This window comes from Streptomyces shinuiensis (genome assembly GCF_043660855.1).
Classification (GTDB): Bacteria; Actinomycetota; Actinomycetes; order Streptomycetales; family Streptomycetaceae; genus Streptomyces.
Genome location: NZ_JBIHML010000001.1, coordinates 4,206,617 through 4,232,287, shown reverse-complemented (window position 1 = coordinate 4,232,287; position 25,671 = coordinate 4,206,617). Strand labels below are relative to the sequence as shown.

General features: G+C 75.7%; 20 protein-coding genes and 2 pseudogenes. 12 read left to right on the top strand and 10 right to left on the bottom strand.

Annotated features, from left to right (window positions below; all coding sequences use genetic code 11):
* Positions 1-274: 274 nt before the first annotated feature.
* The 3 genes from ACGRHY_RS19150 to ACGRHY_RS19140 are packed head-to-tail and all read left to right on the top strand — an operon-like array spanning position 275 to position 3,530.
* A complete protein-coding gene (locus ACGRHY_RS19150) occupies positions 275-748 on the top strand; it encodes a cation:proton antiporter regulatory subunit (protein ID WP_394636543.1) in 474 nt (157 codons plus the stop codon).
* A 2-nt stretch (positions 749-750) separates the two neighbouring features.
* Positions 751-2,010: a cation:proton antiporter gene (locus tag ACGRHY_RS19145; RefSeq protein WP_394636542.1), complete on the top strand. Its 1,260-nt coding sequence runs from the start codon at positions 751-753 to the stop codon at positions 2,008-2,010.
* A 44-nt stretch (positions 2,011-2,054) separates the two neighbouring features.
* Positions 2,055-3,530 carry an FGGY family carbohydrate kinase gene (locus ACGRHY_RS19140; protein WP_394636541.1) on the top strand — a complete coding sequence of 492 codons (1,476 nt, stop codon included), beginning with the start codon at positions 2,055-2,057 and terminating at the stop codon, positions 3,528-3,530.
* A gap of 26 nt (positions 3,531-3,556) precedes the next feature.
* Here ACGRHY_RS19140 and ACGRHY_RS19135 read toward each other — a convergent pair whose 3' ends face one another.
* The 6 genes from ACGRHY_RS19135 to ACGRHY_RS19110 all read right to left on the bottom strand — a co-directional run bounded on the left by ACGRHY_RS19135 (position 3,557) and on the right by ACGRHY_RS19110 (position 13,457).
* Positions 3,557-4,705 carry an RNA polymerase sigma factor gene (locus ACGRHY_RS19135; RefSeq protein WP_394638118.1) on the bottom strand — a complete coding sequence of 383 codons (1,149 nt, stop codon included), beginning with the start codon at positions 4,703-4,705 and terminating at the stop codon, positions 3,557-3,559.
* 295 nt (positions 4,706-5,000) lie between these two features.
* Positions 5,001-6,920, bottom strand: coding sequence for a DNA primase (gene dnaG, locus ACGRHY_RS19130; protein WP_394636540.1), 1,920 nt, complete (start codon positions 6,918-6,920; stop codon positions 5,001-5,003).
* Positions 6,921-6,930: 10 nt separating this feature from the next.
* The gene (locus ACGRHY_RS19125) at positions 6,931-7,461 is read right to left on the bottom strand and encodes a GNAT family N-acetyltransferase (RefSeq protein ID WP_394636539.1); all 531 of its coding nucleotides are present in this window, start codon (positions 7,459-7,461) and stop codon (positions 6,931-6,933) included.
* Between the two features lie 85 nt (positions 7,462-7,546).
* Entirely contained in the window at positions 7,547-8,809 is a 1,263-nt protein-coding gene (locus ACGRHY_RS19120; RefSeq protein WP_394636538.1) for an NAD(P)/FAD-dependent oxidoreductase, read from the bottom strand.
* Positions 8,810-9,041: 232 nt separating this feature from the next.
* Positions 9,042-10,352, bottom strand: coding sequence for a PucR family transcriptional regulator (locus tag ACGRHY_RS19115; protein ID WP_394636537.1), 1,311 nt, complete (start codon positions 10,350-10,352; stop codon positions 9,042-9,044).
* A gap of 225 nt (positions 10,353-10,577) precedes the next feature.
* Entirely contained in the window at positions 10,578-13,457 is a 2,880-nt protein-coding gene (locus ACGRHY_RS19110; protein WP_394636536.1) for a LuxR C-terminal-related transcriptional regulator, read from the bottom strand.
* Positions 13,458-13,652: 195 nt separating this feature from the next.
* On the opposite strand from ACGRHY_RS19110, the gene ACGRHY_RS19105 reads away from it, so the two are divergent.
* The 5 genes and pseudogenes from ACGRHY_RS19105 to ACGRHY_RS19085 all read left to right on the top strand — a co-directional run bounded on the left by ACGRHY_RS19105 (position 13,653) and on the right by ACGRHY_RS19085 (position 18,581).
* Positions 13,653-14,435 carry an alpha/beta fold hydrolase gene (locus ACGRHY_RS19105; protein WP_394636535.1) on the top strand — a complete coding sequence of 261 codons (783 nt, stop codon included), beginning with the start codon at positions 13,653-13,655 and terminating at the stop codon, positions 14,433-14,435.
* Between the two features lie 153 nt (positions 14,436-14,588).
* Positions 14,589-15,413: an endonuclease/exonuclease/phosphatase family protein gene (locus tag ACGRHY_RS19100; RefSeq protein WP_394636534.1), complete on the top strand. Its 825-nt coding sequence runs from the start codon at positions 14,589-14,591 to the stop codon at positions 15,411-15,413.
* Between the two features lie 57 nt (positions 15,414-15,470).
* A pseudogene (locus ACGRHY_RS19095) lies at positions 15,471-15,891 on the top strand (cupin domain-containing protein).
* A gap of 322 nt (positions 15,892-16,213) precedes the next feature.
* Positions 16,214-16,966, top strand: a complete 753-nt coding sequence (locus ACGRHY_RS19090; protein ID WP_394636533.1) for a lytic polysaccharide monooxygenase — start codon at positions 16,214-16,216, stop codon at positions 16,964-16,966.
* Between the two features lie 271 nt (positions 16,967-17,237).
* Positions 17,238-18,581, top strand: coding sequence for a cation:proton antiporter (locus ACGRHY_RS19085; protein WP_394636532.1), 1,344 nt, complete (start codon positions 17,238-17,240; stop codon positions 18,579-18,581).
* A 30-nt stretch (positions 18,582-18,611) separates the two neighbouring features.
* On the opposite strand, the gene ACGRHY_RS19080 is transcribed toward ACGRHY_RS19085, so the two are convergent.
* From ACGRHY_RS19080 to ACGRHY_RS19070, 3 genes are all read right to left on the bottom strand, one after another.
* Entirely contained in the window at positions 18,612-19,346 is a 735-nt protein-coding gene (locus ACGRHY_RS19080) for an HAD family hydrolase (RefSeq protein WP_394636531.1), read from the bottom strand.
* Positions 19,347-19,658: 312 nt separating this feature from the next.
* Positions 19,659-21,038: a deoxyguanosinetriphosphate triphosphohydrolase gene (locus ACGRHY_RS19075; RefSeq protein ID WP_394636530.1), complete on the bottom strand. Its 1,380-nt coding sequence runs from the start codon at positions 21,036-21,038 to the stop codon at positions 19,659-19,661.
* A gap of 69 nt (positions 21,039-21,107) precedes the next feature.
* Entirely contained in the window at positions 21,108-21,905 is a 798-nt protein-coding gene (locus ACGRHY_RS19070; RefSeq protein WP_394636529.1) for a sirohydrochlorin chelatase, read from the bottom strand.
* A gap of 160 nt (positions 21,906-22,065) precedes the next feature.
* Between ACGRHY_RS19070 and ACGRHY_RS19065 the strand changes: the two genes are divergently transcribed.
* Genes ACGRHY_RS19065 through ACGRHY_RS19055 form a run of 3 tightly spaced genes read left to right on the top strand, consistent with a single transcriptional unit; the run spans position 22,066 to position 24,871 of the window.
* Complete coding sequence (locus tag ACGRHY_RS19065) at positions 22,066-24,261, top strand: molybdopterin oxidoreductase family protein (RefSeq protein WP_394636528.1); 2,196 nt, start codon at positions 22,066-22,068, stop codon at positions 24,259-24,261.
* A gap of 45 nt (positions 24,262-24,306) precedes the next feature.
* Complete coding sequence (locus tag ACGRHY_RS19060) at positions 24,307-24,537, top strand: ribbon-helix-helix domain-containing protein (protein ID WP_394636527.1); 231 nt, start codon at positions 24,307-24,309, stop codon at positions 24,535-24,537.
* On the top strand, positions 24,524-24,871 hold the full coding sequence (locus tag ACGRHY_RS19055) for a type II toxin-antitoxin system PemK/MazF family toxin (RefSeq protein WP_394636526.1): 348 nt from the start codon (positions 24,524-24,526) through the stop codon (positions 24,869-24,871). The genes ACGRHY_RS19060 and ACGRHY_RS19055 overlap by 14 nt, the downstream gene beginning before the upstream one ends.
* A 14-nt stretch (positions 24,872-24,885) precedes the next feature.
* On the opposite strand, the gene cutA is transcribed toward ACGRHY_RS19055, so the two are convergent.
* Positions 24,886-25,215, bottom strand: coding sequence for a divalent-cation tolerance protein CutA (cutA, locus tag ACGRHY_RS19050; protein WP_394636525.1), 330 nt, complete (start codon positions 25,213-25,215; stop codon positions 24,886-24,888).
* A gap of 134 nt (positions 25,216-25,349) precedes the next feature.
* On the opposite strand from cutA, the pseudogene ACGRHY_RS19045 reads away from it, so the two are divergent.
* Positions 25,350-25,571 (top strand): annotated as a pseudogene (locus ACGRHY_RS19045) (hypothetical protein); the annotation flags it as partial.
* Between the last annotated feature and the right edge of the window lie 100 nt (positions 25,572-25,671).

The following is a 25,671-nucleotide window of genomic DNA, read 5'->3' as shown; positions in this document are numbered from 1 at the left end:
CCTTCCGGGCCGCGGAAACGCTCCTCCGGCGCCTTGGCCCGGGAGCCGGAGCGGCTCCCGGGCCAAGGCGGACCGTATCCGCCGCCCCTCCCCGAACCGGCCCGGTCCGGCCCGCGGTTGGCCCGCGTTCGGCCTCCTGAGCAGCGGATACGCGTCGGTGTCCGGCTCCCGGAGAACCCTCCTGTGCGAAACTTGGCTGCATTCCACGCGAACGGGCTCTTCCGGCGGCGTCGCACGTCCAGGGCCCGCCCGATCCGTTCCCCGGGGGAGAGCCTTGCCGATGAAACGCACACCGCTTCCGGGCGTCGGTATCCAGTACGACGTCACCACCCGCTCCGGGCGGCACCTGTCCGTCGTCGTCCACCAGGACGGCCGGCGTTTCCTGGGCTTCTACGCCCCCGAGGACCCCGACACCTGCCAGGCGTCCTTCCAGCTCGACTCCGACGAGGCCGCCTCCCTGGCCGCGCTGATCGCTCCCGAGCCCGAGGCTCCGGACCTGGCCGTCGGGGAGCTGGACCTGGCCACCGAGCGGATCCCGGTGACCGCCAGGTCCCCCTACCGGGGCCGGCCGCTGGGCGACACCCGCGCCCGTACCCGCACCGGGGCGTCCATCGTCGCGGTGCTGCGGCGCACCGCGCCGCACCCTGCCCCGGGGCCGGACTTCAGACTGGAGCCGGGCGACATCCTCGTGGTCGTGGGCACCCGCCAGGGCGTCGAGGAACTCGCCCAGATCATCGCGGGGGGCTGAGTATGCACGACACCACCATGCTGCTCATCGAACTGGGCGCCATCATCCTCGGCCTGGGGATCATCGGGCGGTTCGCCGGACGGATCGGCCTGTCCGCCATCCCCCTCTACCTGCTGGCCGGCCTCGCCTTCGGCCACGGCGGCATCTTCGAGCTCAGCGCCAGCGAGGAGTTCATCGCGATCGGCGCCGAGATCGGCGTGATCCTGCTGCTGCTCCTGCTGGGCCTGGAGTACAGCGCCTCCGAGCTCGTGGACAACCTCAAGACCCAGTACCCCTCGGGGGCGGTGGACTTCGTCCTCAACGCCACGCCCGGAGCCGTCGCCGCCCTCGCCCTGGGGTGGGGGCCGGTGGCCGCCGTGGCACTGGCCGGTGTCACCTGGATCTCCTCCTCCGGCGTCATCGCCAAGGTCCTCACCGACCTGGGCCGGCTCGGCAACCGCGAGACACCCGTCGTCCTCGGCGTCCTCGTCATGGAGGACCTGGCGATGGCGGTCTACCTGCCGATCCTGACCACCCTGCTGGCCGGCGTCGGCCTGATGGGCGGCGGCATCACCCTGACCGTCGCCCTGGGCACGGTCGGCCTGGTCCTCTACGTCGCGCTGCGCCACGGCCGTCTGATCAGCAAGGCCGTCTCCTCCGACAACCCCGAGCTGCTGCTGCTGGTGGTGCTCGGCCTGACCGTCCTGATCGCCGGGATCGCCCAGCAGCTGCACGTCTCGGCGGCGGTCGGCGCGTTCCTCGTCGGCATCGCCCTGTCCGGTGAGGTCGCCGAGAGCGCCCAGCGGCTGTTCACCCCGCTGCGGGATCTTTTCGCGGCGGTGTTCTTCGTCTTCTTCGGCCTGTCCACCGACCCGGGCAACATCCCGCCGGTGATCGTCCCTGCGCTGATCCTGACCGTGGTGACCGTGGTGACCAAGGTCGCCACCGGCTGGTACGCGGCGCGGCGCGCCGGCATCGGTCCCAGGGGCCGGCTGCGGGCGGGCGGAGCCCTGGTGGCGCGCGGCGAGTTCTCCATCGTCATCGCCGGTCTGGCGGCCGGGGTCGCCACCGAGATCCGTCCGCTGGCCACCGCGTACGTGCTGCTGATGGTGATAGTCGGCCCGCCGGCCGCCCGCTGGACGGAACCCGCCGTCAGGGCCTTGATGCCCCGGCTGGTGAACGCCTCCCCCGCCCCGTCGGGACAGCCGCCGGCCGCGGGGCGGGAAGGGTCCGGGACTCCTTCCGACACGGCGGCCCGCGCGGACTCCCCCACTCAGCCGTAGGGTCGCGGGGAACCGCCCGCGGGCGGTGAGGCATCATCTCCTGCATGGGGACAGTCGCCGGTCTGGACAGTTCGTCCGAGTACACCCGCATCGTCGTCTGCGACACCGACACCGGTGCCGTCGTCAGACAGGGACACGCCCCGCATCCCGCGTCCGGGGGCGCCGGCGGCGGGGAGGACGGGACCGGAGCGGCCGCGGGCAGACGCACCGAGACCGACCCGCAGGCGTGGCTGCTCTCGCTCGGCGACGCCGCGGCCGGCGGGGTGCTGGAGGGTGTCCAGGCCATCGGCGTCTCGGCGCAGCAGAACGGGCTGGTCGCGCTCGACGAGGCCGGCGACCCGGTGCGGCCCGCGCTGGTCGGCAACGACCGGCGCGCGCAGACCGCCGCGGCCGATCTCGTCGACGCGCTCGGCGGGCGCGAGGCGTGGGCGCAGGCGGTGGGCGCCGTGCCGCAGGCGGCGCAGCCGGTGGCGAAGCTGCGCTGGCTGGCCCGGAACGAGCCGGAGGCGGCACGGCGCGTGGCCGAGGTCCTCCAGCCGCACGACTGGCTGGTGTGGCAACTGCTGGGCCGTCCGCCGCGCCGCACCACCGACCGCGGTGACGCCTCGGGGACCGGCTACTGGTCGGCCGCCACCGAGTCCTGGCGGGCGGATCTGGCCGAGCTGGCGCTCGGTCACCCGGTGAAGCTGCCGCAGGTGCTGGGCCCGGCCGAGCCCGCCGGGCACACCCCGGAGGGGCTGCTGATCTCGGCCGGCACGGGCGAGACGATGGCCGCCGCCTTCGGCCTGGGTGTCGGCCCCGGCGACGCGGTGGTCTCGCTGGGGGCGTCCGGTTCGGTCTTCTCCGTGCACCACCGGGCGCTGGCCGAGCCGACCGGCATGATCACCTCTCTCGCCGACGCCACCGGCATGCACCTGCCGGTGGTGCACACGCTCAACGCCGTACGGGCGCTGCGCGGTGCCGCCGAGCTGCTCGGCACCTCCCTGGAGGGGCTGTCGGAGCTGGCGCTGGCCTCCACACCGGGCTCCCACGGGCTGGTGCTGCTGCCCTATCTGGAGGGCGAGCGCACCCCCGACCTGCCGCACACCGCCGGCACGCTGGCCGGGCTGCGGCGCGAGAGCATGAAGCCGGAGCATCTGGCGCGCGCCGCCTTCGAGGGGATGCTGTGCGGGCTCGCCGACGCCCTCGACGTGCTGCGCGGCCGGGGCGTGTCGGTCGGCCGGGTCTTCCTGCTGGGGGCCGCGGCGGATCTCCCGGCGGTACAGGCGATCGCCCCGGCCCTGCTGGGCGCGCAGGTGGTCGTCCCCGAGCCCGCCGACTACACGGCGCTGGGCGCCGCCCGCCAGGCCGCCTGGGCCCTGGGGGTGTCCCGGGGCACGCTCTCGCCGCAGCAGCCCCCGGTGTGGCCCGCCCCCGCCGGCCGGGTCCTGGAAGCGGGCGAGGAACTGGCGGTGGGCCAGGCGGTGCGGCAGCAGTACGCGACGGTGCGGGAGCAGACGCATCCGGGTGCTTTCGGCTGAGCCCCCGGCCCGGCCGGGCCGGGGGCTCAGTCCAGGTAGCCCCTGAGCTGGTCCGCGTATGTGTGGTCGCGGAGCTTGGCGAGGGTCTTGGACTCGATCTGGCGGATGCGCTCGCGGGTGACGCCGAAGAGGCGGCCGATCTCCTCCAGTGTGCGGGGCCGGCCGTCGACGAGCCCGTAGCGCAGCTGGACGACCCTGCGCTCGCGCTCGCCGAGGGTGGACAGCACCGCCTCCAGGTGCCGGCGCAGCAGCAGGAAGGCGGCGGTCTCCACGGGCGAGGGGGCGTCGCCGTCCTCGATGAGGTCGCCGAGGTTGACGTCGTCCTCCTCGCCCACCGGGGCGTGCAGCGACACCGGCTCCTGGGCCAGCCGCAGCACCTCGCCGACCCGCTCCCCGGTCAGGCCGAGCTGGGCGGCGACCTCCTCGGGCGTCGGCTCGTAGCCGCGCTCCTGGAGGATGCGGCGCTGGACCCGGACGACCCGGTTGATCAGCTCCACGACGTGCACCGGGACCCTGATGGTGCGGGCCTGGTCGGCCAGTGCCCGGGACATGGCCTGGCGTATCCACCAGGTGGCGTAGGTGGAGAACTTGTAGCCGCGGGTGTAGTCGAACTTCTCCACGGCCCTGATGAGGCCCAGATTGCCCTCCTGGACCAGGTCGAGCATGGTCAGCCCGCGGCCGACGTACCGCTTGGCCACCGACACCACCAGGCGGAGGTTGGCCTCGATCAGGCGGCGCTTGGCCACCCGGCCCATGACCACCAGCCGGTCGAGGTCGAGGGCGAGGTTCTCGTCGGGGCCGGGGGTGCGGGTGAGCCTCTCCTCGGCGAACAGCCCCGCCTCGACGCGCCGGGCGAGTTCGACCTCCTCGGCGGCCGTCAGCAGGGGGACGCGGCCGATCTCGCGCAGGTACTGGCGGAAGAGGTCGGCGGAGGGGCCGGCTCCGTCGGGTCCGCCCAGGCGGGGGGCGAGAGGGGGCTCCGCCCGGAGGCGTTCGGCATCCGGTTCCGCGTCCCGCCCGGGGACGGCCCGCAGGTGGTCGGGCGGGGCGGCCGCCGGGCCGTCGGGCGGTACGACGGCCAGGACCGGAGCGCTCGGGGAGTCGGGGACGGCGGGAGCGGCGAGGGCCGCGCCGGCCAGGGTCCGGGTCTGCACGGGGGCGGCCTCCAAGTTGATCGCTGCCGGTTAGGGGACGACATGCGAGACGAGGACGGGCGCGGCCGCACCGCTGCCCGCACCGCGGCGGACGAGCGGTGCCAGGGTGGGTACGCGCTCCGGGGACTCAGGTACCTCCCTCAGTGTGGGGTACGACACACTCCCGCCACGAGGGGCGTGCGCACGGTTTCTGGACTCCTGGGTGACCGAACGCGCACGGAACGTGGCAGAACGGGCCGGTGAACGGCCGCCGACGGCAGGAGGGCCGCCGGCCGGCGGGAGGGCCGGCCGGTACGGGACCCGGTCCGCGCGCGGCCTACGACCAGAGCGCGGCGGCGCCGCGGTCGCGCAGCGACCGGCCGTACCGCTCCAGCGTCCACAGCTGCTCGGCGACGGCCGTCTGGGCCTCGTCCCCGCTGTTCGCCATGCGTGCGAGGGTGCTGCTCAGTTCGGCGATCCGGCGGTTGACCGCCTCCAGCCGCACCTTGACCAGGAACTCCCCGGCGTAGGCCTCGTCGGGCTCGCGCGGGGTGCGCAGCGGCTCGACGCTCAGTTCTGTGATCATCGACCGCACGGTGTCGTCCGGCGCGGCGTCCCGCACCCGGGCCAGGTACTCCTCGTCGGCCCGCTCCACTCCCCCGGCCTTCTCGACGGACCGGCGTACCTCCGCATAGGGCTCGGCGGTGAATTCGTCGGCCCCGTAAGCGTCGAGGAGCGGGGAGACCAGCGCGGGGAACTGCAGTGCCAGCTTGAGCAGTTCGCGCTCGGCCAGCCGCTGGGGGCTGCGCAGGTCCAGCCGGGGGCCGCCGGGCGCGGGGCCGGGCCGGACCTGCGGTGCGGGCGGCCCGGCGGGACGGCGCTGCTGCGGACCTCCCGGGCCTGCCTGCCCTCCGGCCCGCCGTTCGCGCTCCCAGCGGGCGAGCTGCCCCACCCGCCGCACCACGAACTCGGTGTCGAGGATGCCGAGCAGCCCGGCCAGGCGTACGGCGTACTGGTGCTGGATCGAGCCGTCCTTGATCCGCGCGACGATCGGCGCGGCCTCCTCCAGGGCGGCGGCCCGGCCCTCGGCGGTGTCCAGGTTGTGCCGCCCGGTGACCGAGCGGATGGCGAACTCGAACAGCGGCGAGCGCCCCTGTACCAGGGCCGCCACCGCCTCGTCGCCCTCGGCCAGCCGCAGTTCGCACGGGTCCATGCCTCCGGGGGTGATGGCGATGGAGGTGCGGGCGGCGAACTTCTGGTCGTCCTCGAAGGCGCGCAGGGCGGCCTTCTGCCCGGCCGCGTCGCCGTCGAAGGTGAAGACGACCTCCGAGCGGGAGTTGTCCATCAGCAGCCGCCGCAGGATCTTGATGTGCTCGCCTGCGAAGGCGGTGCCGCAGGTGGCGATGGCGCCGGTGACCCCGGCGAGATGACAGGCCATCACGTCCGTGTAACCCTCGACGACCACGGCCCGGCCGGTCTTCGCGATCTCGCGCTTGGCCAGGTCGATGCCGTAGAGCACCTGGGACTTGCGGTAGATCGCCGTCTCGGGGGTGTTGAGGTACTTCGGCCCGTTGTCGTCCTCGCGCAGCTTGCGGGCGCCGAAGCCGACGACCTCGCCGGTGATGTCGCGGACGGGCCACATCAGCCGGCCTCGAAAGCGGTCGATGGGGCGGCCGTTGCGGCTCTCCTGGGCGAGGCCGGCCAGGATCAGCTCCTTGTCGCTGAAGCCCTTGCCGCGCAGGAAGCGGGTGAGGTGGTCCCAGCCGGCCGGGGAGTAGCCGACGCCGAAGTGCGCGGCGGCCTCCTGGCCGAAGCCGCGCTCGGCCAGGAAGCGGCGGCCGGTCTCGGCCTCCGGCGAGTCGAGCTGCTCGGTGTAGAAGGCGGCGGCGGCCTTGTGCGCCTGGACCAGCCGGATGCGCTCGCCCTGCTGGCGGCCGGGGGCGTAGCCGCCCTCCTCGTAGCGCAGGGTGACCCCCGCCTGGGAGGCGAGCCGCTCGACGGCCTCGGAGAAGGAGAGATGGTCCACCTTCATCACGAAGTCGAGGGTGTCCCCGCCGGCCTGGCAGCCGAAGCAGTGGTACAGGCCCTTGCTCGGGCTGACGTGGAAGGAGGGGGACTTCTCGTCGTGGAAGGGGCACAGGCCCTTGAGGTTGCCGCCGCCGGCCGGGCGGAGCTGGAGGTACTCGGAGACGACGGCGTCGATCGGGACCGCGTCCCGCACCGCCTTCACGTCGTCGTCGTTGATCCGTCCCGCCACGGCGGAGAGTCTACGGCCGCCCTGCGACATCCCCGGTACGGCGGGTCCGGGGCCGGACCTCCCGGAAGAAGACGAGGTGCGGGCCGACGCCCTCGATGACGAACTCCTCGCCGTGCGCCCGGAAGCCCTGGCGCTCGTAGAAGCCCCGGGCCGGGGTGCGGCCGTTGCACCACAGCAGTGCGGCGCCGCGGGCGGCGGCCTCGGCGGTGCCCGCGCGCAGCACGGCGGCGCCGTGGCCCCGGCCGCGGGCGGCGGGGGCGCTGGCCATGCCCCGGAAGCGGTAGGCGGTCGCGGCGGAGTCCGCCGGCGGGCCGGAGAGGGGTTCGGGGAGCGGCCCGGGGAACGGCTCGGGGAAGAACGTGCCGCATCCGAGGACCTCCGGCGCGTCCCCCTCGTAGGAGGCGATGTGGAACGCGGCGGGGTCGCCGTCCTCGGGGAAGACCGCCGCCTGGCGCGGCAGCCCCGGGCGCAGCACCTCCCGTCGCAGGCCGAGGATCTCCAGGACGGGCACCGGCGCGGTACGGATGGCGGGGGCGGTCATGCCGCCACGCTACGGCTCCGCGGGCGGCCGCCCGCGGTCGGGGCGGGTGAGGCGGACGGGCCGGGTCCGGGGCGGGTCCGGCGGGTCACTTTCCGGCCAGCTCCCCCAGCGGCACCGAGGGGTCGGCCAGCTTCTCCGGATCGGTCTCCCGGCCGGAGCGGACGAGCCGCTGGACCGGCCCGGTGACGCCTTCGGTGTTCATGCCCAGCCCGGCCAGCACCCGTCCCTCGCCGAGCCAGAACGCGGTGAACTCCCGCTTGCCGAGGTCTCCGCGGACGACCACCTGGTCGTACGAGCCGGGCGGCGCCCAGCCGGAGTACTCCATGCTCATGTCGTACTGGTCGGAGAAGAAGTACGGCACCCGGTCGTAGGAGACCTCCTGCCCGAGCATCGCCCGGGCGGCGGCCGGTCCGCCGTTCAGGGCGTTGGCCCAGTGCTCGACGCGCAGCCTGGTGCCGAACAGCGGGTGGTGGAGGGCTGCGACGTCGCCGGCCGCGTGGATGCCGGGGTCGCTGGTGCGCAGTGAGGCGTCCACCGCGATGCCGCCCACGGGCTCTGCGGCCAGTTCCAGACCGGCGGCCCGGGCCAGGGAGACACGGGGGGCGGCGCCGATGGCGGCGAGCACGGCGTGCGCCGGATGCTCCTCGCCGTCCCCGGTGCGCACGGCGAGGACCTGGCTGTCCTGGCCGACGATCTCGGTGAGGGAGGTGCCGAAGTACAGGCGTACGCCGTGCTCGCGGTGCAGGTCGGCGAGGACGGCGCCCAGCTCGGGACCGAGGACGGAGTGCAGGGGGGTGGGGTTCGGCTCGATGACGGTGACCTCGGCCCCCCAGGAGCGGGCGGCCGCGGCCACCTCCAGGCCGATCCAGCCCGCACCCGCGACGACCAGGTGCCCGTTGTCGCGGCCCAGCCCCGCCAGGGTGCCGCGCAGCCGGTCGGCGTGCGCCAGGCGGCGCAGGTGGTGCACCCCGGCCAGCTCGGTGCCGGGGACGTTCAGGCGGCGCGGCTCGGCGCCGGTGGCCAGCAGCAGTTTGTCGTAGTGGATCCGGGTGCCGTCGCCGAGCTGCACCGTGCCGGCCTCCCGGTCGAGGCGGACGGCCGGCTGGCCCAGGTGGAGTTCGACGGCGGCCCCGGCGTACCAGGCGGGCTCGTGGACGAAGACGCCGTCGCGCTCGGCGGTGCCGCCGAGGTAGCCCTTGGACAGGGGAGGCCGCTCGTAGGGGTGGTCGCGTTCGTCGCCGATCAGGATGACACGGCCGGTGAAGCCCTCGGCCCGCAGGGTCTCGGCCGCCTTCGCCCCGGCCAGGCCGCCGCCGACGATGACGAACGTGCGATGTGCGTCGACCACGTGCTTCCTCCTCGTTGCACTGCCCCCCTGCGGTGGGACTTCCCGGGAGCGCGCCCCGCCGGTCCCGCCGCCGGAAGGGGCGGCGGGCGGGTCTCCGGGCGCGGTCCGGGGTCCGCGGACTTCTCACACAGATCCTCCCCACCCTCCGGGCCGCTCTATCCCTCTTCGCGCGCACCGTCCTCGTTTGTCCGGGACCATGCGGTACGCGCGCCCGCCTCCGTGTGTGCGCGCCTCAGACCGCGGGGCGGTCCTGGCCGGGCACGGTCCGCGCCGCCCCCGGGACCTGACCGCCCGCCTGGCCGCGGAGGATCCGGTGGGCGGTCAGGGCGAGGGAGAGCTCGGCCAGCTCGTGGGGGCGGCCGAGCGACCGGCCGGTGAGCTGCTCGAAGCGGCGCAGCCGGTTGAGGACGGTGTTGCGGTGGCAGAACAGCCTGCTCCCGGCCTGCCGTGCGGATCCGTCGCACTCCAGCCAGGCGGTGAGGGTGTCCAGCAGCAGGTCCCGGTCGGCGCCCTCCAGCCTCAGCACCGGGCCCAGCACCCGCTCGGCCAGCGCCGCGGCCAGGCCGGGCGAGGAGACCAGCAGGGCGGCGGGCAGATGTTCTTGGAGCAGGACCGGCGCCCCGCCCGGGGCGGCGGAGCGCAGCGCGGTCTCGGCGAGCCGTCGGGCGTCGCCGATCCGGGCCAGGCCCTCCACCGCGGAGCTGACGCCGGTGCGCAGCCCCGGCAGCGCGGGCAGGGCGCCGGCCAGCTCCGCCAGCAGCCCGTCGGCGGTGCCGGGGTCGCCGGGGCCGCCGGGGAAGCCGGGGTCGCAGCCGAGCGTGGCGATGCCCAGGTCGGCGTCGGACCGGGGGTGCCACAGGATCCGTACGGCCGCGGGGACGCGGGAGCGGATCAGGGCACGGTGGGCCTCCCGGCCGGGGCCCGCGACGGCCACCACCGCGTACCGTCCCCGTTCGGGCAGCCCCAGCGCCTCGGAGGTCTCCGCGAGGTCGGCGACGCGCATGGTGCCCTCCAGCAGGGCGTCGGCCATCAGCCTCTGGCGGTTGCCGTGGCGCCAGGCCAGCCGGCGCTCCGTCTGCCGGTACGCCTCGGCGACCACCGCGCAGTGCTCGTCGACGAAGTCCCACACCTCGGCCGCGACGTGGACCAGCAGCCGCGCGCCGTCGGGGTCGTACCGGGTGACCCGGTCCACCAGGGACTGCCAGACCACCGCGCCGCCGAGCCGGAATGCCCGCATCAGGGCGTCCAGCGGCAGCCCCTGCTCGGCGCGGTCGGCGCCGATCCGCCACGAGCAGCGGCGGGCGGCGTCGCGCAGTTCCTTGGGGCGCAGCAGGGAGCCCACGTTGTGCCGCAGGGAGCGGTACACCTCGTGCCACAGCTCGTCCTGGTCGACGGAGGCGGCACGGTAGGCGGGCTCCTCCTCGCGCAGCAGCTCGACCACGCGGTCGGTGAGCCGGGGGAGTTCGTCCATCAGCGGCCGGGCGGCCCGGTGCAGCACGGCCACGGCCTCGGCGTTCACGGGGGCGCGTACGACGGGGTGCATCTCGGTCCTCCACCTGGCGGGTGTCGGGAGCGGCTCGATGCAGCATTGTCAGCAGGCCCGGACCGGGATATCCAGAGGTGTGCGGAAATCGCTTAGCGACCGCTCAGTCTCCCAGGTGCCCGACGTGCGTGGCCGGTGCGGGGCGAACCGGTGCAGCGCGTGGGAGGGGCATCCGGGGCGTGCGGCGGCGAACACCCTGCCACCGGCCTCGTCCCGGTCCCGTCCTCAGCCGTCGTGCCGGCCGTCGCCGGCCGCCGCCAGGACCCGGGTGAGCTCCACCCGGGAGCGGATGCCCAGCGCGGCGAAGACGTTGCGCAGGTGGTGGTCGACCGTGCGGGGGCTGACCGACAGCCGCAGCGCGACCTCCCGGTTGGTGGCCCCCTCGGCCACGCAGCGCGCGATGCGCAGCTGCTGCGGGGTCAGCCGGCCCAGCACCCGCGGCGCGCCCTGCCCCGCCGTCTCGCCGGTGGCCCGCAGCTCGGCGCGGGCCTGGTCGGCCCAGCTCCGGGCGCCGCACCGCTCGAAGGCCAGAAGCGCGTCGCGCAGCACCCCGCGGGCCGCGCCCGGCCGGCGGCCGCGGCGCAGCGCCTTGCCGTGCAGCAGCTGGGTGCGGCCGTACTCGAAGTCGCTGTCGATCCGCGCGTGCTCCTCCAGCGCCTTCGCGAACAGCTCCGGAGCCTCCTCAGGCCCGGCGAGCAGGGCCCGGCAGCGGGCGAGGTGGACGGGTGCCGCCGGGTCCGCGGTGACGGCGGTCCACCGGGCGAAGTGCGCCAGCGCGGCGCGCGCGGTACGCCGGTCGCCCGCCTGGGCGGCCGCCTCCACCAGGCACGGCGCGGCCAGCGCCTGGAGCGCGAAGTGCCCGCGCCCGGCACCGGTCCCCGGCAGTTCGCCCGGACCGGTGCCCACCAGCGGCCCCAGCCGGGCCGCCGCCTCGTGCGGCCTGCCGTGCCCCATGTCGCAGCGGGCCAGCGCCCACTGGGCCAGGGTGGCGGCCACTCCCAGGCCGTGCGGGCCGGCGTCCTCGCCCGCCGCGCGGGCGTGCCCGGCGCAGGCGGCCGCGTCCCCCTCCACGGCCGCGGCCATCGCCAGCACCGCGTGGTGGTGGGCGGCGCAGTTGCGCTGGCCGCTGCGGCGGGCGCGGCGCAGTCCGTCCTCGGCGTGGGCTCGGGCCCGGCTGTGCCGCCCGGCCCGCAGCTCGCTGTAGGCCAGGTGCTCCAGCGCCTGGGGTACGACGGCGGCCGGCCCGCACGCCCGGGCGGCGGCCAGGGCCCGGGTGTTGAGGTCGTGGGCCGCCGCGACGTCGCCGACGACCAGGGCCACGATCCCGGCCCGGATCAGCCTCCAGGGCTGCCGCTCGCCGCCGGCGTGCTCCAGGACGCGCAGCAGCAGCGGGCCGCCGCGGTCGATGTCGCCGGAGAGCACCGCGTCCAGGCCCGCGCAGTAGTCGTCGAGCAGCGGGTCCTCGGCGGGAGCCCTCAGCTCGGCGATGCGGGCGAGATCGGCGCGGAGCCCGGCGATGTCGCCGATCGCCCAGGCCGCCTCGGTCGCGTGGAGCAGCGCCCGGCGGGCGGTGTGCGGGTCGTGGGGACCCAGCAGCCGGGCGGCGTACGACAGCAGCTCATGGGCGTCGGTGACCACGCCGTTGCGCAACTCCAGTACTCCGCGCACGAGTTCGGTCCGGCCGCGCACGGTGTCGTGGACGGGCAGCGCGCGGGCCCGGTCCAGCAGGGCCAGGGCCCGGTACGGGCGTCCGGCCGACCAGGCGTGCTCGGCCGCGGCGGTCAGCCGGGCCGCGCGCACGCCGGTGTCCCGGGCTCCGCCGAACCCGTCTTCGGCGCCGGTGAGTTCGGCGGACCGCCACAGGGCGTCGGCCAGTTCGGCGTGGGTGTGCTCGTCGGTCGCCGTGGTGTCGGAGGCGACGACGGCCAGTGCGTCGGCCAGCTCCGGGTCGGCGCCCTCCTGCGACAGGGCGGCCGCGGCGCGGTGGCGCAGGGCGAGCAGCCGGTGCGGTGCTCCCGCGTTCGCGGCCCCGTCGCCCCGGCCGCCCCCGTCGCGGGCGCCCTCCAGGGCGCGGGCGAGCAGCCGGTGGGCGGTGCGCCGTCGCTCGGGCGGCTCGCCCCAGTATGCGGCGCGGCGCAGCAGCGGGTTCGCGAAGCGCAGCCGGTCGCCCTCGCGTCGCAGGGCGCCGCCGGTCCGGGCCGGGTCCGCCCCCTCCGGACCGAGTCCGGCCAGGGTCGCGGCGCGTGCCAGGGCGGAGCAGTCCGCCGTACCGCCCAGCTCGTGCGCGGCGGCGGCCAGCAGCAGCAGCGTGCGGGTCCGTTCGGGCAGGCCCGCCAGTTCGGCGGCGGCCGAGCGCAGCCGGGGCCCGGCGGCGGGGAGCGGGTGGGGCAGCGGTTCGGCGCCGGTGAGCTGGCCGGGGGTGAGGGAGGCGGCCAGATCGGCGAGGAGGCCGGGGTTGCCGCCTCCGCTGTGCAGCAGCGCCTCGCGTACGGCCGGGTCGGCGTCGGCGGGCAGCAGCCCGGCCAGGAACGCGTCGGCGGCCGCGGCGTCCAGCGGCTCCAGCGCGAGTACGGGCAGCCCGGCCAGCAGCGGGTCCTCGGCGCCGTCGCGGTGCGCCGCGACCAGCATCGCGACGGGCAGCGGCGGGCCCAGCCGCCGGGCCGCGAAGCCCAGGGCCCGGCGGGAGGGTGCGTCGAGGTGGTGCGCGTCGTCGACGCACAGCAGCAGCGGCCCCTCGGCGGCCAGGTCGTGCAGCAGCGCCGGCAGCCCGGCCAGCACCGGTCCCTCGTCGGCGGGCGCGTCGCCGAGCGTCAGGGCGCGGACGAGGGCGGCGGTGCGCGGGTCGTCCGGTGCCGCCCGGTCGGCCACCGGCCGCAGCAGGGCGTGCAGTCCGCTGTAGGGGACGGCGGTCTCGGCGGCCGCACCCCGTGCGCGCAGCACGGTGCCGCCCGGGCAGGCTCTTTCGAAGGAGGCCGCGGCGTGGTCCAGCAGGGCGCCGGCGCCGAGCCCCGGTTCGGCCCGCACCAGCAGCGCGCCGCCCCGTCCCGCGCGTGCGCCGCCGATCAGTTCCGCCACGGCCTTCCGTGCGGTGTTCGCACCGTGCATCCGCACATCCCTCCTCGGAAGGGACTTCCAGGTCGCCCGGGTCTCCCCCCACGACAGCACCGAGACCACACAGTGTCCATGACAACAGGGTCACGTCGCGACCGCGGCCCAGCGGCCGGGCGGGCGGCGTGTGCGCTCGCACAACGGCTCCGCCCGCGACCGCCGGGCCGTGGCCGGCCGTCCTACGGTCGGCCCATGACACGAGAGTTCACCTCCTTCGACGGCGTGACCATCCGCTACCACCGCTGGGAACCGGCGCCCGGCGGGGACAGCGGACTGCCGGTCGTGGTGCTGCACCACGGCTTCATCGCCGACACCCACACCAACTGGGTCCGGCCCGGCGTCGTCGAGGTGCTGACCCGGCGGGGGCGGCGGGTCGTCGGCATCGACGCACGCGGCCACGGCCGCTCCGACAAGCCGCACGACGCCCGCCGTTACGGCGAGAGGGCCATGGCGCGCGACCTGCTGGGCCTGCTGGACGTCCTCGGCGAGGAGCGTGCGCATCTGGTGGGCTACTCGATGGGCGCGGTCACCGCGCTGCTGGCCACCGCCCAGGACGAGCGCGTCACCCGGCTGGTCGTCGGCGGGGTGGGGGCCGGGGTGGTCGAGCTGGGCGGTGTGGACACCCGCGAACTGCCCCCCGGACTGGTGGTGGCGGCGCTGCTGGCGGACGACCCGGCCGAGGTGCCGCTGCGGATGGCGGGCCTGCGGATCTGGGCCGACGAGGTGGGCGCCGACCGCCGCGCCCTGGCCGCGCAGGGCAGGTCCATGCACCAGGGCCCGACCGCGCTGGCGGACGTCACCGTGCCGACCCTGGTGCTCGCGGGCGCGGACGATCCGCTGGCCACACGCCCCGGGGTGCTCGCCGACGCACTTCCCCGCGCCTCGCTGCGGACTCTGCACGGCGACCACCTGACGGCCGTGCGCGACCCGTCCTTCGCCCCGGCGATAGCGGACTTCCTGGAATCCGCCGGCTGACACGGACCGGCCGGGGCGGCCACGGCGCACGCGGCGGCCGTACCCGGACCGTTCGCCCCGCGGACCACTGCGCGTCACATCGGGCGGGTAGCGGGGCGGCGGACGGGGTACACCCATGGCCCACCGGGGGCGACGCAGGGAGCGGGGCGGCGGATGCGCGTGATGACGTGGAACGTGTGGTGGCGGTTCGGACCGTGGCGGGAGCGGTACGAGGCGATCCTCGCCACGCTGCGCGAACTGCGGCCCGACGCGGTCGGCCTGCAGGAGGTGTGGACCCGCGGCGGGGAGAACCTCGCCGGACGGCTCGCCCGCGAGCTGGACATGCACTGGGCCTGGGCCGCCTGGGACGTCCCCGGGCAGTGGCACAAGCGGCTGGACGACCCGGCACCCGGCGTCGGCAACGCCGTGCTCAGCCGCTGGCCCATAACGGACCGGGCCCTGGCCCCGCTGCCCCCGGCCGGGGGCGACGACGGGCGGGTGGCGCTGTACGCGCTGCTGGACGCGCCCGGCCGCCCGGTGCCGTTCTTCACCACGCACCTGACCTCCGCCGCCCACGCCTCCGCCCTGCGCTGCCGGCAGGTCGCGGCCCTGGCGGAGTTCGTCGCGGCGCACCGCGGCGGGACCGACTTCCCGCCCGTGGTCACCGGGGACTTCAACGCACCGCCCGACTCAGACGAGATCCGGCTGCTGGGCGGCTCGCGTACGGCCCCCGCCGTCGAGGGCCAGGTACTGCCGGACGCCTGGGAGTACGCCGATCCGGCCGCCCCGGCCGCGACCCGGGACGCGGCCAACCCCTATGTCGCGGCCACCTTCCGGCCCAGCGCACGCGTCGACTACATCCGCGTCGGGCCGCCCGGCCCGGGCGGGATCGGCCGTGTCACGGCCGTACGGCGGGCGGGCGACGGTCCGGTCGGCGGCGTCTGGCCGTCCGACCACGCCGCCGTCGTGGCGGATCTGGCCCCGGAGCCGGCCTCCTGAGGGGCGCGCCCGCGAAACACCGGGAGCGGCGCGCGGAAGCCGCCGAGAATCGGCCCCATGACCGAGACACCCGTATCCCAGTCCGCGCCGCGGCCCGTCAACCTGACCGAGGCCCTGGCCTCCTTCACCGACGTCCACAGCCCGCGGATCGTGGCCCGCGTGAACGACTACGACGTGCGGATCGCCCACACCGGGGGCGATCACGTCTGGCACGTGCACGAGGACACCGACGAGTTCTTCCTCGTCCTCGACGGCCGCCGTCGACATCGCCCTGCGCGACGCCGACGGCGGCGAGAGGACCGTCGAGCTTCGCAAGGGCGATGTGTTCGTGGTGCCGCGCGGCACCGAGCACAAGCCGTCCTCGGCCGGCGGGTCGATCCTGATGTTCGAGCCCACCGGGACGGCCTCGACCGGGGACCGCCACGAGGGTGAGATCCCCGGCCACGTGGACAGCACCACCGGCCGCGCCCTGGACTGAGGGTGCCCCCGCCTTCCCCGCCGTGACGAGGCGGGGAAGGCGGAACTATTGGTACAGACCAGATTCGGTCAGCGGACAGAACGTCTCGTCTCCACCCTCTTCACCCACCCTCCGGACCCCTCCGCCCGGGCGGACGACCCCCGTTGCACCGCGTGCACCCCGGCCGCACCCCCCGGGAACGGACCGGAAGCCACCCTTAACGATTGGTCTGAACCAATCTATCGTCACCGGCGAGGCCCTGCGCACGGCAGGTCGCCACCCCCCGCACCGCTCCGCGCGCCGGCCAAAGAGGCCTGCGCACGGAAGGAGGAGGAGCCCCCACATGCGACAGACCGAACACATCCCCCGGACAGTACGGACGGCTCGCAGGAGTCCCGCGAGGCTGCTGGCCTCGCTCTTCGCCTTCGCGCTGGCACTACCCCTCATGATTGTCATGACCTCGGCAAGTTCGGCGGGCGCCCACGGCTGGATCACCTCCCCGCCCAGCCGCCAGGACCACTGCGCCACCGGCCGGGTCACCGGCTGCGACGGCCTGCAGTACGAGCCGCAGAGCGTCGAGGCCCCCAAGGGCTCGCGCCTGTGCAGCGGCGGCACCCGGTGGACCTTCCTGGACGACGACAGCCGGAACTGGCCGGTGACCCAGGTCTCCGGCACCGTCACCTTCCAGTGGCGGCTGACCGCCGCGCACAGCACCAGCACCTGGGACTACTACGTCGACGGCGTCCTGTTCAAGCGGTTCGACCAGGGCGGCACCCGCCCGCCGTCGAACATCTCGCACACCCTGTCCGGCCTGCCCTCCGGCAAGCACAAGATCCTCGCCGTGTGGAACGTCGCGGACACCGCCAACGCGTTCTACAACTGCGTGGACATCCAGGTCGGCAGCGGTGGCGGCGACGACGGCGGAACGCCCACCCCGCCGACCGAGTGCGCCTCCTCCCCCGCCTGGGACCGTTCCACCGCCTACACCGGCGGCCGGACCGTCACCCACCGGGACCACGCCTGGCGGGCCGCCTGGTGGACGCGCGGCGAGGAGCCGGGCGTCTCCGGTGTCTGGCGGGACCTGGGCCCCTGCTGAACCGCGCCCCCGGTGCCGGCGCCTCCGCGACGCGGAGGCGCCGGCTCTCCCCCGATCGTGTGCGTCCGGCACCGGATCCCCCCGCCATCGGTGCCGCACACGGCCCTGACGACATGTCGCGGCCGCGCGGAGGGCGGCCGGAGCAGCACAATGGCCCGCGTCGTCCACCGAAGCGCCATGGAAGGGGCAGCGGGATGCGGGCAGGCGTGAGGGGCACCGCTCCCCGCGGAACGGACGGGCCGCCCCACGGCGGGACGGGGACGGCACGACGGTGACCGACGGGGAGTGGACCGGGGCGGCGGTGGCGGCCGCCGTCGCCGCCTACGCCCTGGGGTCGCGCAGACTCGCCGGCACCCCCGTCTCCACCGCCATGATCTTCGCCGCCTTCGGGCTCCTGATCGGCCCGGCCGGGCTGGGACTGCCGCTGCCCGGCCCCGACTCCGGCCTCCTGCTGCCGCTGCTGGAGACCGCCCTGGCCCTGGTGCTGTTCACCGACGCGATGGCGATCCGCAGATGGCTGCTGCGCCGGGGCCGCTTCCTGCCCGGCCGCCTCCTGGGGATCGGACTGCCGCTGACCATCGGCGCGGGGTGGCTGCTGGCCTGGCCGCTGTTCCCGGAACTCGGCGTCTGGGAGCTGGCGCTGGTCGGCGCCGTCCTCGCCCCCACCGACGCGGCGCTGGGCAGGACCACGGTCTCCTCCCCCCGGGTCCCCGCGCTGGTGCGCCAGGGACTCACCGTCGAGAGCGGACTGAACGACGGCATGGTCCTGCCCTTCTTCGTCCTCTTCCTCACGGCTGTCCCCGGAACGGCCGGGGCGGAGGCCGGGGCGGCCCAGGTGTTCTGGCGCGCCCTGGTACTGAGCACCACCCTGGGCGCGGTGGTCGGGTGGGCCGGCGGACGGCTGCTGAAGTGGTCGGACACCAGGGGCTGGGTCACCCCGGAGTGGGGCCAGGCGCTCCCCCTGGCCCTCACCGCCGGCTCCTACCTCCTCGCGGACGCGACCGGGGGGAGCGGATTCATCGCCGTGTGGATGGCGGGCTTCGCCTTCGGCGCCGCGTTGCGGTTCGCGACCGGCCCGGAGGGCCCCGAGGACACCCCCGGACTGGCGGAGGACCTCGGCGGACTGCTGGCCGCGCTGAGCTTCCTGGTGTTCGGCGCGGTACTGCTCGGCCCCACCCTGGAACGGCTGGACTGGCGGATCGTCTGCTACGCCCTGCTCAGCCTCACCGTGGTCCGCATGGTCCCGGTGGCCCTCTCGCTGCTCGGCAGCGGCCTGCGCGCACCCACGGTGGCCTTCGTCGGCTGGTTCGGGCCGCGCGGCCTGGCCTCCGTCATCCTGGGGCTCCTGGCCGTACGGGAGGGCGGCCCGGGGCTGGAGCCGCTGGGCAGCGTGATGGCGGTCACCGTCTTCCTCAGCATCGTCCTGCACGGTGTCTCCGCGGCAGCGCTCTCGGAACGCCTGGGCCGGTGGTACACGGCGGCCTCCGCCGGGGCCGGGGCGCCGCTGCGGGAGGAGATGGGCACCGGGCCGGCGGGTGACGAGTGGCTCGGCGCCCGGCACCGCTGGCTCGGACCGTTCGCACGGCCGGACCGGCACGGGCCTCCTGGGAAGTGACCCCGGCTCGGTGACCGCGGCCGTCGGGGCCTACCCGTCGCCGAGACCGGCCAGCCGGAGAACGGCGTCCAGCCCCCGGGCCTGTCCCGGGGCCGCCCCGGCCGGCAGCACGTAGGAGCGCAGTCCCGCCCCGACCGCCCCGCCGTCCCTGGCCGGGTGGTCCCCCACCATCAGGGTCTCGGCCGGATCGACGTCCAGCTCCCGGCAGGCGTGCCGGAACAGCCGGGGATCGGGCTTCTCCGTGCCGTGCTCGAAGGAGTGCGTCCAGGAGGAGAACCAGCCGTCCAGCCGGTGGTGGGCGAAGGTGGCGCGCAGATCCCATCCGACGTCGCTGACCACGCCCAGGGCCACGCCCGCCCCGGCCAGCCGGGCCAGTACGGCCGCGCTGTCCGCGTACGGCACCCAGTGCCCGGGGGTCCGCAACTGCTCGTAGAGCGCCCCGGCCACCGGCGCCAGCTCCGGGACGGAGGCGTACCAGGTGGTGAAGGCGTGCCGGTGGGCCCGGGCGGACACATCCCGGGCGTGCTGGGCGCCGGCCACCGCCGGGTCCGACAGACCGGCTTCGAGCCCGTCCAGCAGGGCATCCATCTCCTCCTCGCCCACCGGGCGCGCCAGTGCCGCCCGTATGCGGTCCGCGTACGTCCCGATCTGGAACAGCGTGCCGGAGAAGTCGAAGAGCACGGCCCGTACGGCGGCGGGCGGCCCCTGCGGGGCCGTCACGGCGCGGATGGGCCCCTCGGGGCCGTGGACGGGTAAGCGGCTCATCCGGCCTTCCTACCACGCTCCGGGCGGGCGGTCGGAGCCTTGCGACCGCCACGCGGTCGCCGCACAGCTTGCGCATGTCGTCCTCGTCGGAGGTGAAGACGGTGACGGCGCCGGGCTGCCGCAGGGCAACGACCGCCAGGGCCGCGTCGACGGCGTACCTGTGCCCGTGCAGCCCGGTCTCCTTCAGGAGGCCGGTCGCGTCCCGGGCGACCTCCTCGGTCACCGGCTCCACGTGGAGACGGGACAGCGCCCACTGCCGGGCAGGGAGGCAGCGCGTCGGGTCGTACGCCTCGATGAGGGTCATCGAGGCGGTTATGACGGGGCCGTGAGGCGGGCGTGGAGGCGGCGGGCGGAGGCGTCGGTGAGGGAGGCGATCTGGTCGACGATCACGCGCAGCCGGGCCCGGTCGTCGCCGGCCTGCGAGAACAGCGCGCGGAACTGCGGGTCCAGGCCGTCCGGGGCGCGGGCGATCAGTGCCTGGGCCAGCCCGGCCAGGATGTCGCGCTGTTCGCCGCGCAGCCGCTCCTGGTCGGGGCGCTGCATGACGTACCGGTCGGCGACGGCCTTGAGCACGTCGCACTCCAGGCGTGCGGCGCGCGGGACCACCAGGCGGGCGCCGTAGCGGGTCGGGCGGCCCGGACCGTACGCCGCCCGGGTCGCGCCCTCGGCGGCCAGGCAGAACCGGCCGATGAGCTGGCTGGTGGCGTCCTTCAGCCGGGCCTGGGCGACGGCCGTGCCGTCGTAGCCGTGCGGCCACCACTCCTGGTCCAGCAACCGGTCCAGGGCCTCGGCGAGTTCGGCCTCCTCGGTGCCGGGCGGCGCGTAGCGGGCGGCGGCGACGGCGAAGACCTCGCGGCGCTCGGGTTCGGCCAGCAGCAGGTTGGGGTCGAGGTGGCCGGCGTGGAGGCCGTCCTCGACGTCGTGGACGGAGTAGGCCACGTCGTCGGACCAGTCCATGACCTGTGCCTCGAAGCACTGCCCGTGCTCGGGGGCGCCACGCCGGAACCACTCGAAGACCGGCAGGTCGTCCTCGTAGACGCCGAACTTGCTCGACGCGGGGCCGTCGGGGTGGCCGCCGCGCGGCCAGGGGTACTTGGTGGCGGCGTCCAGCGCGGCGCGGGTGAGGTTGAGGCCGACGCAGGACGGCGGACCGCCGTCCCCGCCGGCCGGTCCGACGAACCGTTTCGGCTCCAGCCGCGACAGCAGCCGCAGCGACTGCGCGTTGCCCTCGAAGCCGCCGCAGGGCTCGGCGATCTTGTCCAGTACGCGCTCACCGTTGTGCCCGAAGGGCGGGTGGCCCAGGTCGTGTGCCAGGCAGGCGGTCTCCACCAGATCCGGGTCGCAGCCGAGCGCGGCGCCCAGTTCCCGGCCGACCTGGGCGCACTCCAGGGAGTGCGTCAGGCGGGTGCGGGGGGTGGCGTCCCAGGCGCCGGCGGCGGCGTCGGGGGTGACGACCTGGGTCTTGCCCGCGAGCCGCCGCAGCGCGGCGGAGTGCAGCACCCGCGCCCGGTCGCGCTGGAAGGCGGTGCGTCCGGGCCGTTTGTCGGGCTCGGGCACCCAGCGTTCCAGCGCCGCGCCGTCGTAGCCGGCGACGTGCTCCGCCGCTCCGTCCACCGTGCCCTCCGTGCCGCCGCCGACCGTGTCGTCCGTGCTGTCGTCCATGGCGTACGCATCGCCATACCTGCCGCGCATACACCGACGCTAGCCGCCCCGGGTGACAACCGCGGCCGGGTACGGGCGGGCGCGGGCCGCCCCGGGCGGTCAGCGTGCGCGGACCGGTGCGCCCCGCGCCGGGCGGAGGACGGGCGCGCGGGCCGCCGTACGCGCCCGGGCGAGCGCCTCGTCGTAGCGGTGCAGGACGAGGCGGGCCAGCGCCGGGTGCGCGCCCAGCGGGGAGGCGGCCGGCAGACCGGGGGCGTCCCGCGCGCACCGGGCGGCGAAGAGGCCCGGCGCGGTGAAGTACGAGGCCAGGGCGGCATCGTGGCGCCCGCCTGCGCGCAGGGCGGCCACGGCCCCGGGCACGGTCGGCCCGGCGGCCGAGGCGTAGGCGGGCACCACAGGGACGCCGCCGAGGCGTGCGGAGAGCAGGGCGGCCGTCCGTTCGGCGTCCCGGGCCGAGTCCGGGTCGCGCGATCCGGCCGCCGCCAGCACCACGCCGCCGGTGCGGGACGCGCCGGCGGCGCTCCAGCCCGTCTCGGCCAGCCGTCCGGCCAGCGCCTCGGCCAGCAGCGGGTGCGGACCCAGCGGTGCGGCGGTCAGTACGGACAGGTGCCCGGCGGCGGCAGCGGCCCCGGGCAGGTCGTGCTTGACGTGGTGGCCGCGGCCCAGGAGCAGCGGGACGAGGACCGCCCGGCCGGCCGGGAGCGCCTCAAGGGTGTCCGGCAGCAGCGGCTCGTTCAGCTCGACGTGCCCGAGTTCCACCCGCAGACCGGGCCGCAGGGACCGCACGAGGCCGAGCAGTGCGGTGACGGTGCGCAGCGCCCCGGGGTCGCGGGAGCCGTGGGCCACCGCGACCAGCGGGGGCGCGGGGCGGGGACGGGCGCGGAAGGGGGAGGTCATGGGGCGAGTGTGGCGGGCCCCGGTTGCCCCGCCGTTGCGTTGCTGTGACGCCCGGTTGCGCACGGCTCACGGCGCCGGCCCGGGCGGGCTGAGGCCGGTGTACCGGGTCCGTAACCCGCAAGGGCGCGCGGCGTAACACGCGCGACTCACGCTGGGCGGCATGAGCGCGACGACTGCCCAGCCCGCAGGACAGACCCCCCGGACGCCCGCGGCGACCGTGGACACCCACTGCCCGTACTGCGCCCTGCAGTGCGGCATGGGACTGCGCCCCGCCGGGGGCGAGGAGCGGGTCGAGGTGGTCGAGCGCACCGCGTTCGACGTCAACCGGGGGGCGCTGTGCGGCAAGGGCCGCACAGCGCCGGCCGTGCTCTCCTCCCGGGTGCGGCTGACCGGGCCGCTGGTGCGGCGCCGCGCCGGCGGGCCGCTGGAGCCGGCCGGCTGGGACGAGGCGCTGGACCGCGTCGCGGCGGGGCTGTCGGCGGCGCGGGCAGACCACGGGGCGGACGCGGTGGGGGTGTTCGGCGGGGGCGGGCTGACGAACGAGAAGGCGTACGCGCTGGGCAAGTTCGCCCGGCTGGTGCTGGGCACCTCCCAGATCGACTACAACGGCCGGTTCTGCATGTCCTCGGCCGCCGCCGCCCTGAACAGGGCGTTCGGGCTGGACCGCGGGCTGCCCTTCCCACTGGCGGACGTCGCGCGCACCGGCTGCGTGATCCTGGTGGGCGCCAACCCCGCCGACACCATGCCGCCCGCCCTGCGCTACTTCACCGAGCTGCGCGAGAGGGGCGGGAAGCTGATCGTCGTCGACCCCCGCCGCACCCGTACCGCCGAGCACGCCGACCTGCACCTGGCCCCGCGCCCCGGCACGGACCTGGCCCTGGCGCTGGGCATGCTGCATCTGGTGGTGGCCGGGGGGCGGGTGGACACGGAGTTCGTGGCGGCGCGCACCAGCGGCTGGGAGGAGGCGCGCGCGGCGGCGATGGCGCACTGGCCGGAGCTGGTGGAGCGGATCACCGGGGTGCCGGTGCCCGCGCTGCGCGAGGCGGTGGCGCTGTTCTGCGACGCGGAGTCGTCGATGGTGCTCACCGCGCGCGGGCCCGAGCAGCAGTCCAAGGGCACCGACACCGTGGGTGCCTGGATCAACCTGTGCCTGGCCACCGGCCGGGCGGGCCGCCCGCTGTCCGGTTACGGCTGCCTGACCGGGCAGGGCAACGGCCAGGGCGGGCGCGAGCACGGCCAGAAGGCCGACCAGCTGCCCGGCTACCGCAGGCTGGACGACCCGGCGGCGCGCGAGCACGTGGCGCGGGTGTGGGGTGTGGACCCCGGTGTGCTGCCGGGGCCGGGGCGCAGCGCGTACGAGCTGCTGGACGCGCTCGGCCGTGATGTGCGCGCCCTGCTGCTGACCGGCTCCAACCCGGTCGTCTCCGCTCCGCGCGCCGCCCACGTCGAGCGGCGGCTTCGGTCGCTGGACTTCCTGGCGGTGTGCGACGTGGTGCTGTCGGAGACGGCCGCGCTGGCGGACGTGGTGCTGCCGGTGGCGCAGTGGGCGGAGGAGACGGGGACGACCACCAGTCTGGAGGGCCGGGTGCTGCTGCGCCGCAGGGCCGTGGACGCCCCGCCCGGGGTGCGCACCGATCTGGAGGTGATCGGCGCGCTGGCGGCGCGGCTGGGCTGGGAGAAGGGGTTCCCCACCGATCCGGAGGAGGTCTTCGAGGAACTGCGGAAGGCCTCGGCCGGGGGCCCGGCGGACTACTCGGGGATCACCTACCGCCGTATCGCCGAGGAGGAGGGGGTCTTCTGGCCGTGCCCCGAGGCGCCGGAGACCGGCGGGGCGGACGAGGCCGGCGCCGCGGGCGAACCGGCCGCGGACCGCTCCCCCGGCCCGCACCCCGGCACCCCGCGCCTGTTCCTGGACCGTTTCGCCACCGGCGACGGCCGGGCCCGCTTCGCGCCCGTCGCCCACCGGCCCTCGGCGGAGGAACCGGACGCCGGCCACCCGCTGCTGCTGACCACGGGCCGGGTGCCGGCCCAGTACCAGTCGGGCGCCCAGACCCGGCGGGTGGCGGAGCTGAACGACGCCGCCCCGGGCCCGTTCGTCGAGCTCCACCCGCGGCTGGCCGAGCGGATCGGGGTGGCCGAGGGGGAGCCGGTGGCGGTGGTCTCGCGGCGGGGACGGGCGGTGGCACCGGCCCGGATCACGCCGGGCATCCGCCCGGACACGGTGTTCATGCCGTTCCACTGGCCGGGCGAGGGCCGCGCCAACACCCTGACCAACCCGGCCCTGGACCCGGTCTCGCGCATGCCGGAGTTCAAGGTCTGCGCGGTCCGCGTGGAGCGCGCGGGGGATCCGAGGTAGTAGCCGGAGTAGCACCAGCGAAGCCACCGATGTACCATCGGCGGTATGAAGGTAAGTGTGAGCCTCCCCCAGGAAGACATCGCCTTCGTCGACGCATACGCCGCCAGAGCCGAGGTCGAGTCGCGATCGGCCGTGATACACGCCGCTATCGAGTTGCTGCGCGCCTCGGAACTCGAACAGGACTACACCGCCGCCTGGCAGGAATGGGCCGAGGACGAGGACGCGGAGCTGTGGGACGCGACCGCTGCGGACGGGCTCGGCGATGCGGCGCGGTGACGTCTATCTGGTCGATCTGGCCCCGGCCCGCGGCAACGAGGCCAACAAGGCACGCCCCGCCGTCATCGTCTCCAACGACGCGGCCAACCGTTCGGTGGACCGCGTCGGCCGGGGTGTGCTGACCGTGGTGCCCGTGACGTCCAACACCACACGTGTCTACCCGTTCCAGGTGCTCCTCAAGGCCGCGGACTGCGGGCTGCGCAAAGACTCCAAAGCCCAGTGCGAACAGGTGCGCTCCGTAGCCGTGGAGCGGCTGCTGCACCGGGTCGGTGCACTGCCGTCGCACGTCCTGGCCGACCTCGACGCCGCCCTGCGCCGTCATCTGGCCCTGTAAGGCTGCCGCACGGCTCAGGAGCCGCGCGTCTCCCGAGCGACCCAGGCCAGGTAGTCCGCGCCGCCCCGGACGACCGGGGTGGCGATGATCTCGGGGGTGTCGTAGTCGTGCGCCGCGCGCAGATGTGCCTCCAGGGCGTCGTAGCGGTCCGCCGCCGTCTTCAGCAGCACCTGCCACTCGGGCTCGGCGCGCACCTCGCCCTCCCACCGGTAGACCGAGGTCACCGGGCCGGAGATCTGGGCGCACGCCGCGACGCGGGCCTCCACCGCGCCGCGCGCCAGCACCTCGGCCTTCTCCCGGCTGTCGGTTGTGGTCAGCACCGTCAGGACGCCCGTCTCCGCCATGGCCGCCGTTCCCTCTCTTCCTCGCCGCCTTCGCGGCCCTCGCCGCCTTCGCGGTCCCGCCTGCCAACCGTAACCGCGGCAACCGCGGCGTGGTCCGGTCCGTCTCCATCGGTATGGTGATCAGCTCGATGAAGGCCAAGGGGTTCCACATGCGCCGCGCGCTGGCCCTGTGCCGGGCCGCCGGGGTCGACGCGCACGGCGTCGGTGTCGCCGAGCCGCACGACGCCACCTGGTACTACGGCGCGCTGCGCGAGGTGGGGGGCGCGGTGAAGGCCGGGCTGGAGGCGACGTTCACCCCCGATCCGCACTTCCTCGGCCCGCGCGAGCGGGGCCTTGAGCGGGCTCTGGCGCACTGATCCGCGCCGCCCGCCGCCCGGTCACTCACTCCTGAGTGGTATTCCAGGACTCTTTTCGGATAAGGCGGTTGACCGCGTCGGCCGCCGGCGCGTTGTCTCC

Coding starts and splice junctions, on each gene's coding strand:
- ACGRHY_RS19145 (WP_394636542.1), top strand. CDS start 751: ATGCACGACACCACCATGCTGCTCATCGAACTGGGCGCCATCATCCTC.
- ACGRHY_RS19140 (WP_394636541.1), top strand. CDS start 2,055: ATGGGGACAGTCGCCGGTCTGGACAGTTCGTCCGAGTACACCCGCATC.
- ACGRHY_RS19125 (WP_394636539.1), bottom strand. CDS start 7,461: ATGACCGCCCCCGCCATCCGTACCGCGCCGGTGCCCGTCCTGGAGATC.
- ACGRHY_RS19115 (WP_394636537.1), bottom strand. CDS start 10,352: ATGCACCCCGTCGTACGCGCCCCCGTGAACGCCGAGGCCGTGGCCGTG.
- ACGRHY_RS19110 (WP_394636536.1), bottom strand. CDS start 13,457: ATGCACGGTGCGAACACCGCACGGAAGGCCGTGGCGGAACTGATCGGC.
- ACGRHY_RS19105 (WP_394636535.1), top strand. CDS start 13,653: ATGACACGAGAGTTCACCTCCTTCGACGGCGTGACCATCCGCTACCAC.
- ACGRHY_RS19100 (WP_394636534.1), top strand. CDS start 14,589: ATGCGCGTGATGACGTGGAACGTGTGGTGGCGGTTCGGACCGTGGCGG.
- ACGRHY_RS19090 (WP_394636533.1), top strand. CDS start 16,214: ATGCGACAGACCGAACACATCCCCCGGACAGTACGGACGGCTCGCAGG.
- ACGRHY_RS19080 (WP_394636531.1), bottom strand. CDS start 19,346: ATGAGCCGCTTACCCGTCCACGGCCCCGAGGGGCCCATCCGCGCCGTG.
- ACGRHY_RS19075 (WP_394636530.1), bottom strand. CDS start 21,038: ATGCGCGGCAGGTATGGCGATGCGTACGCCATGGACGACAGCACGGAC.
- ACGRHY_RS19070 (WP_394636529.1), bottom strand. CDS start 21,905: ATGACCTCCCCCTTCCGCGCCCGTCCCCGCCCCGCGCCCCCGCTGGTC.
- ACGRHY_RS19065 (WP_394636528.1), top strand. CDS start 22,066: ATGAGCGCGACGACTGCCCAGCCCGCAGGACAGACCCCCCGGACGCCC.
- ACGRHY_RS19060 (WP_394636527.1), top strand. CDS start 24,307: ATGAAGGTAAGTGTGAGCCTCCCCCAGGAAGACATCGCCTTCGTCGAC.
- ACGRHY_RS19055 (WP_394636526.1), top strand. CDS start 24,524: ATGCGGCGCGGTGACGTCTATCTGGTCGATCTGGCCCCGGCCCGCGGC.
- cutA (WP_394636525.1), bottom strand. CDS start 25,215: ATGGCGGAGACGGGCGTCCTGACGGTGCTGACCACAACCGACAGCCGG.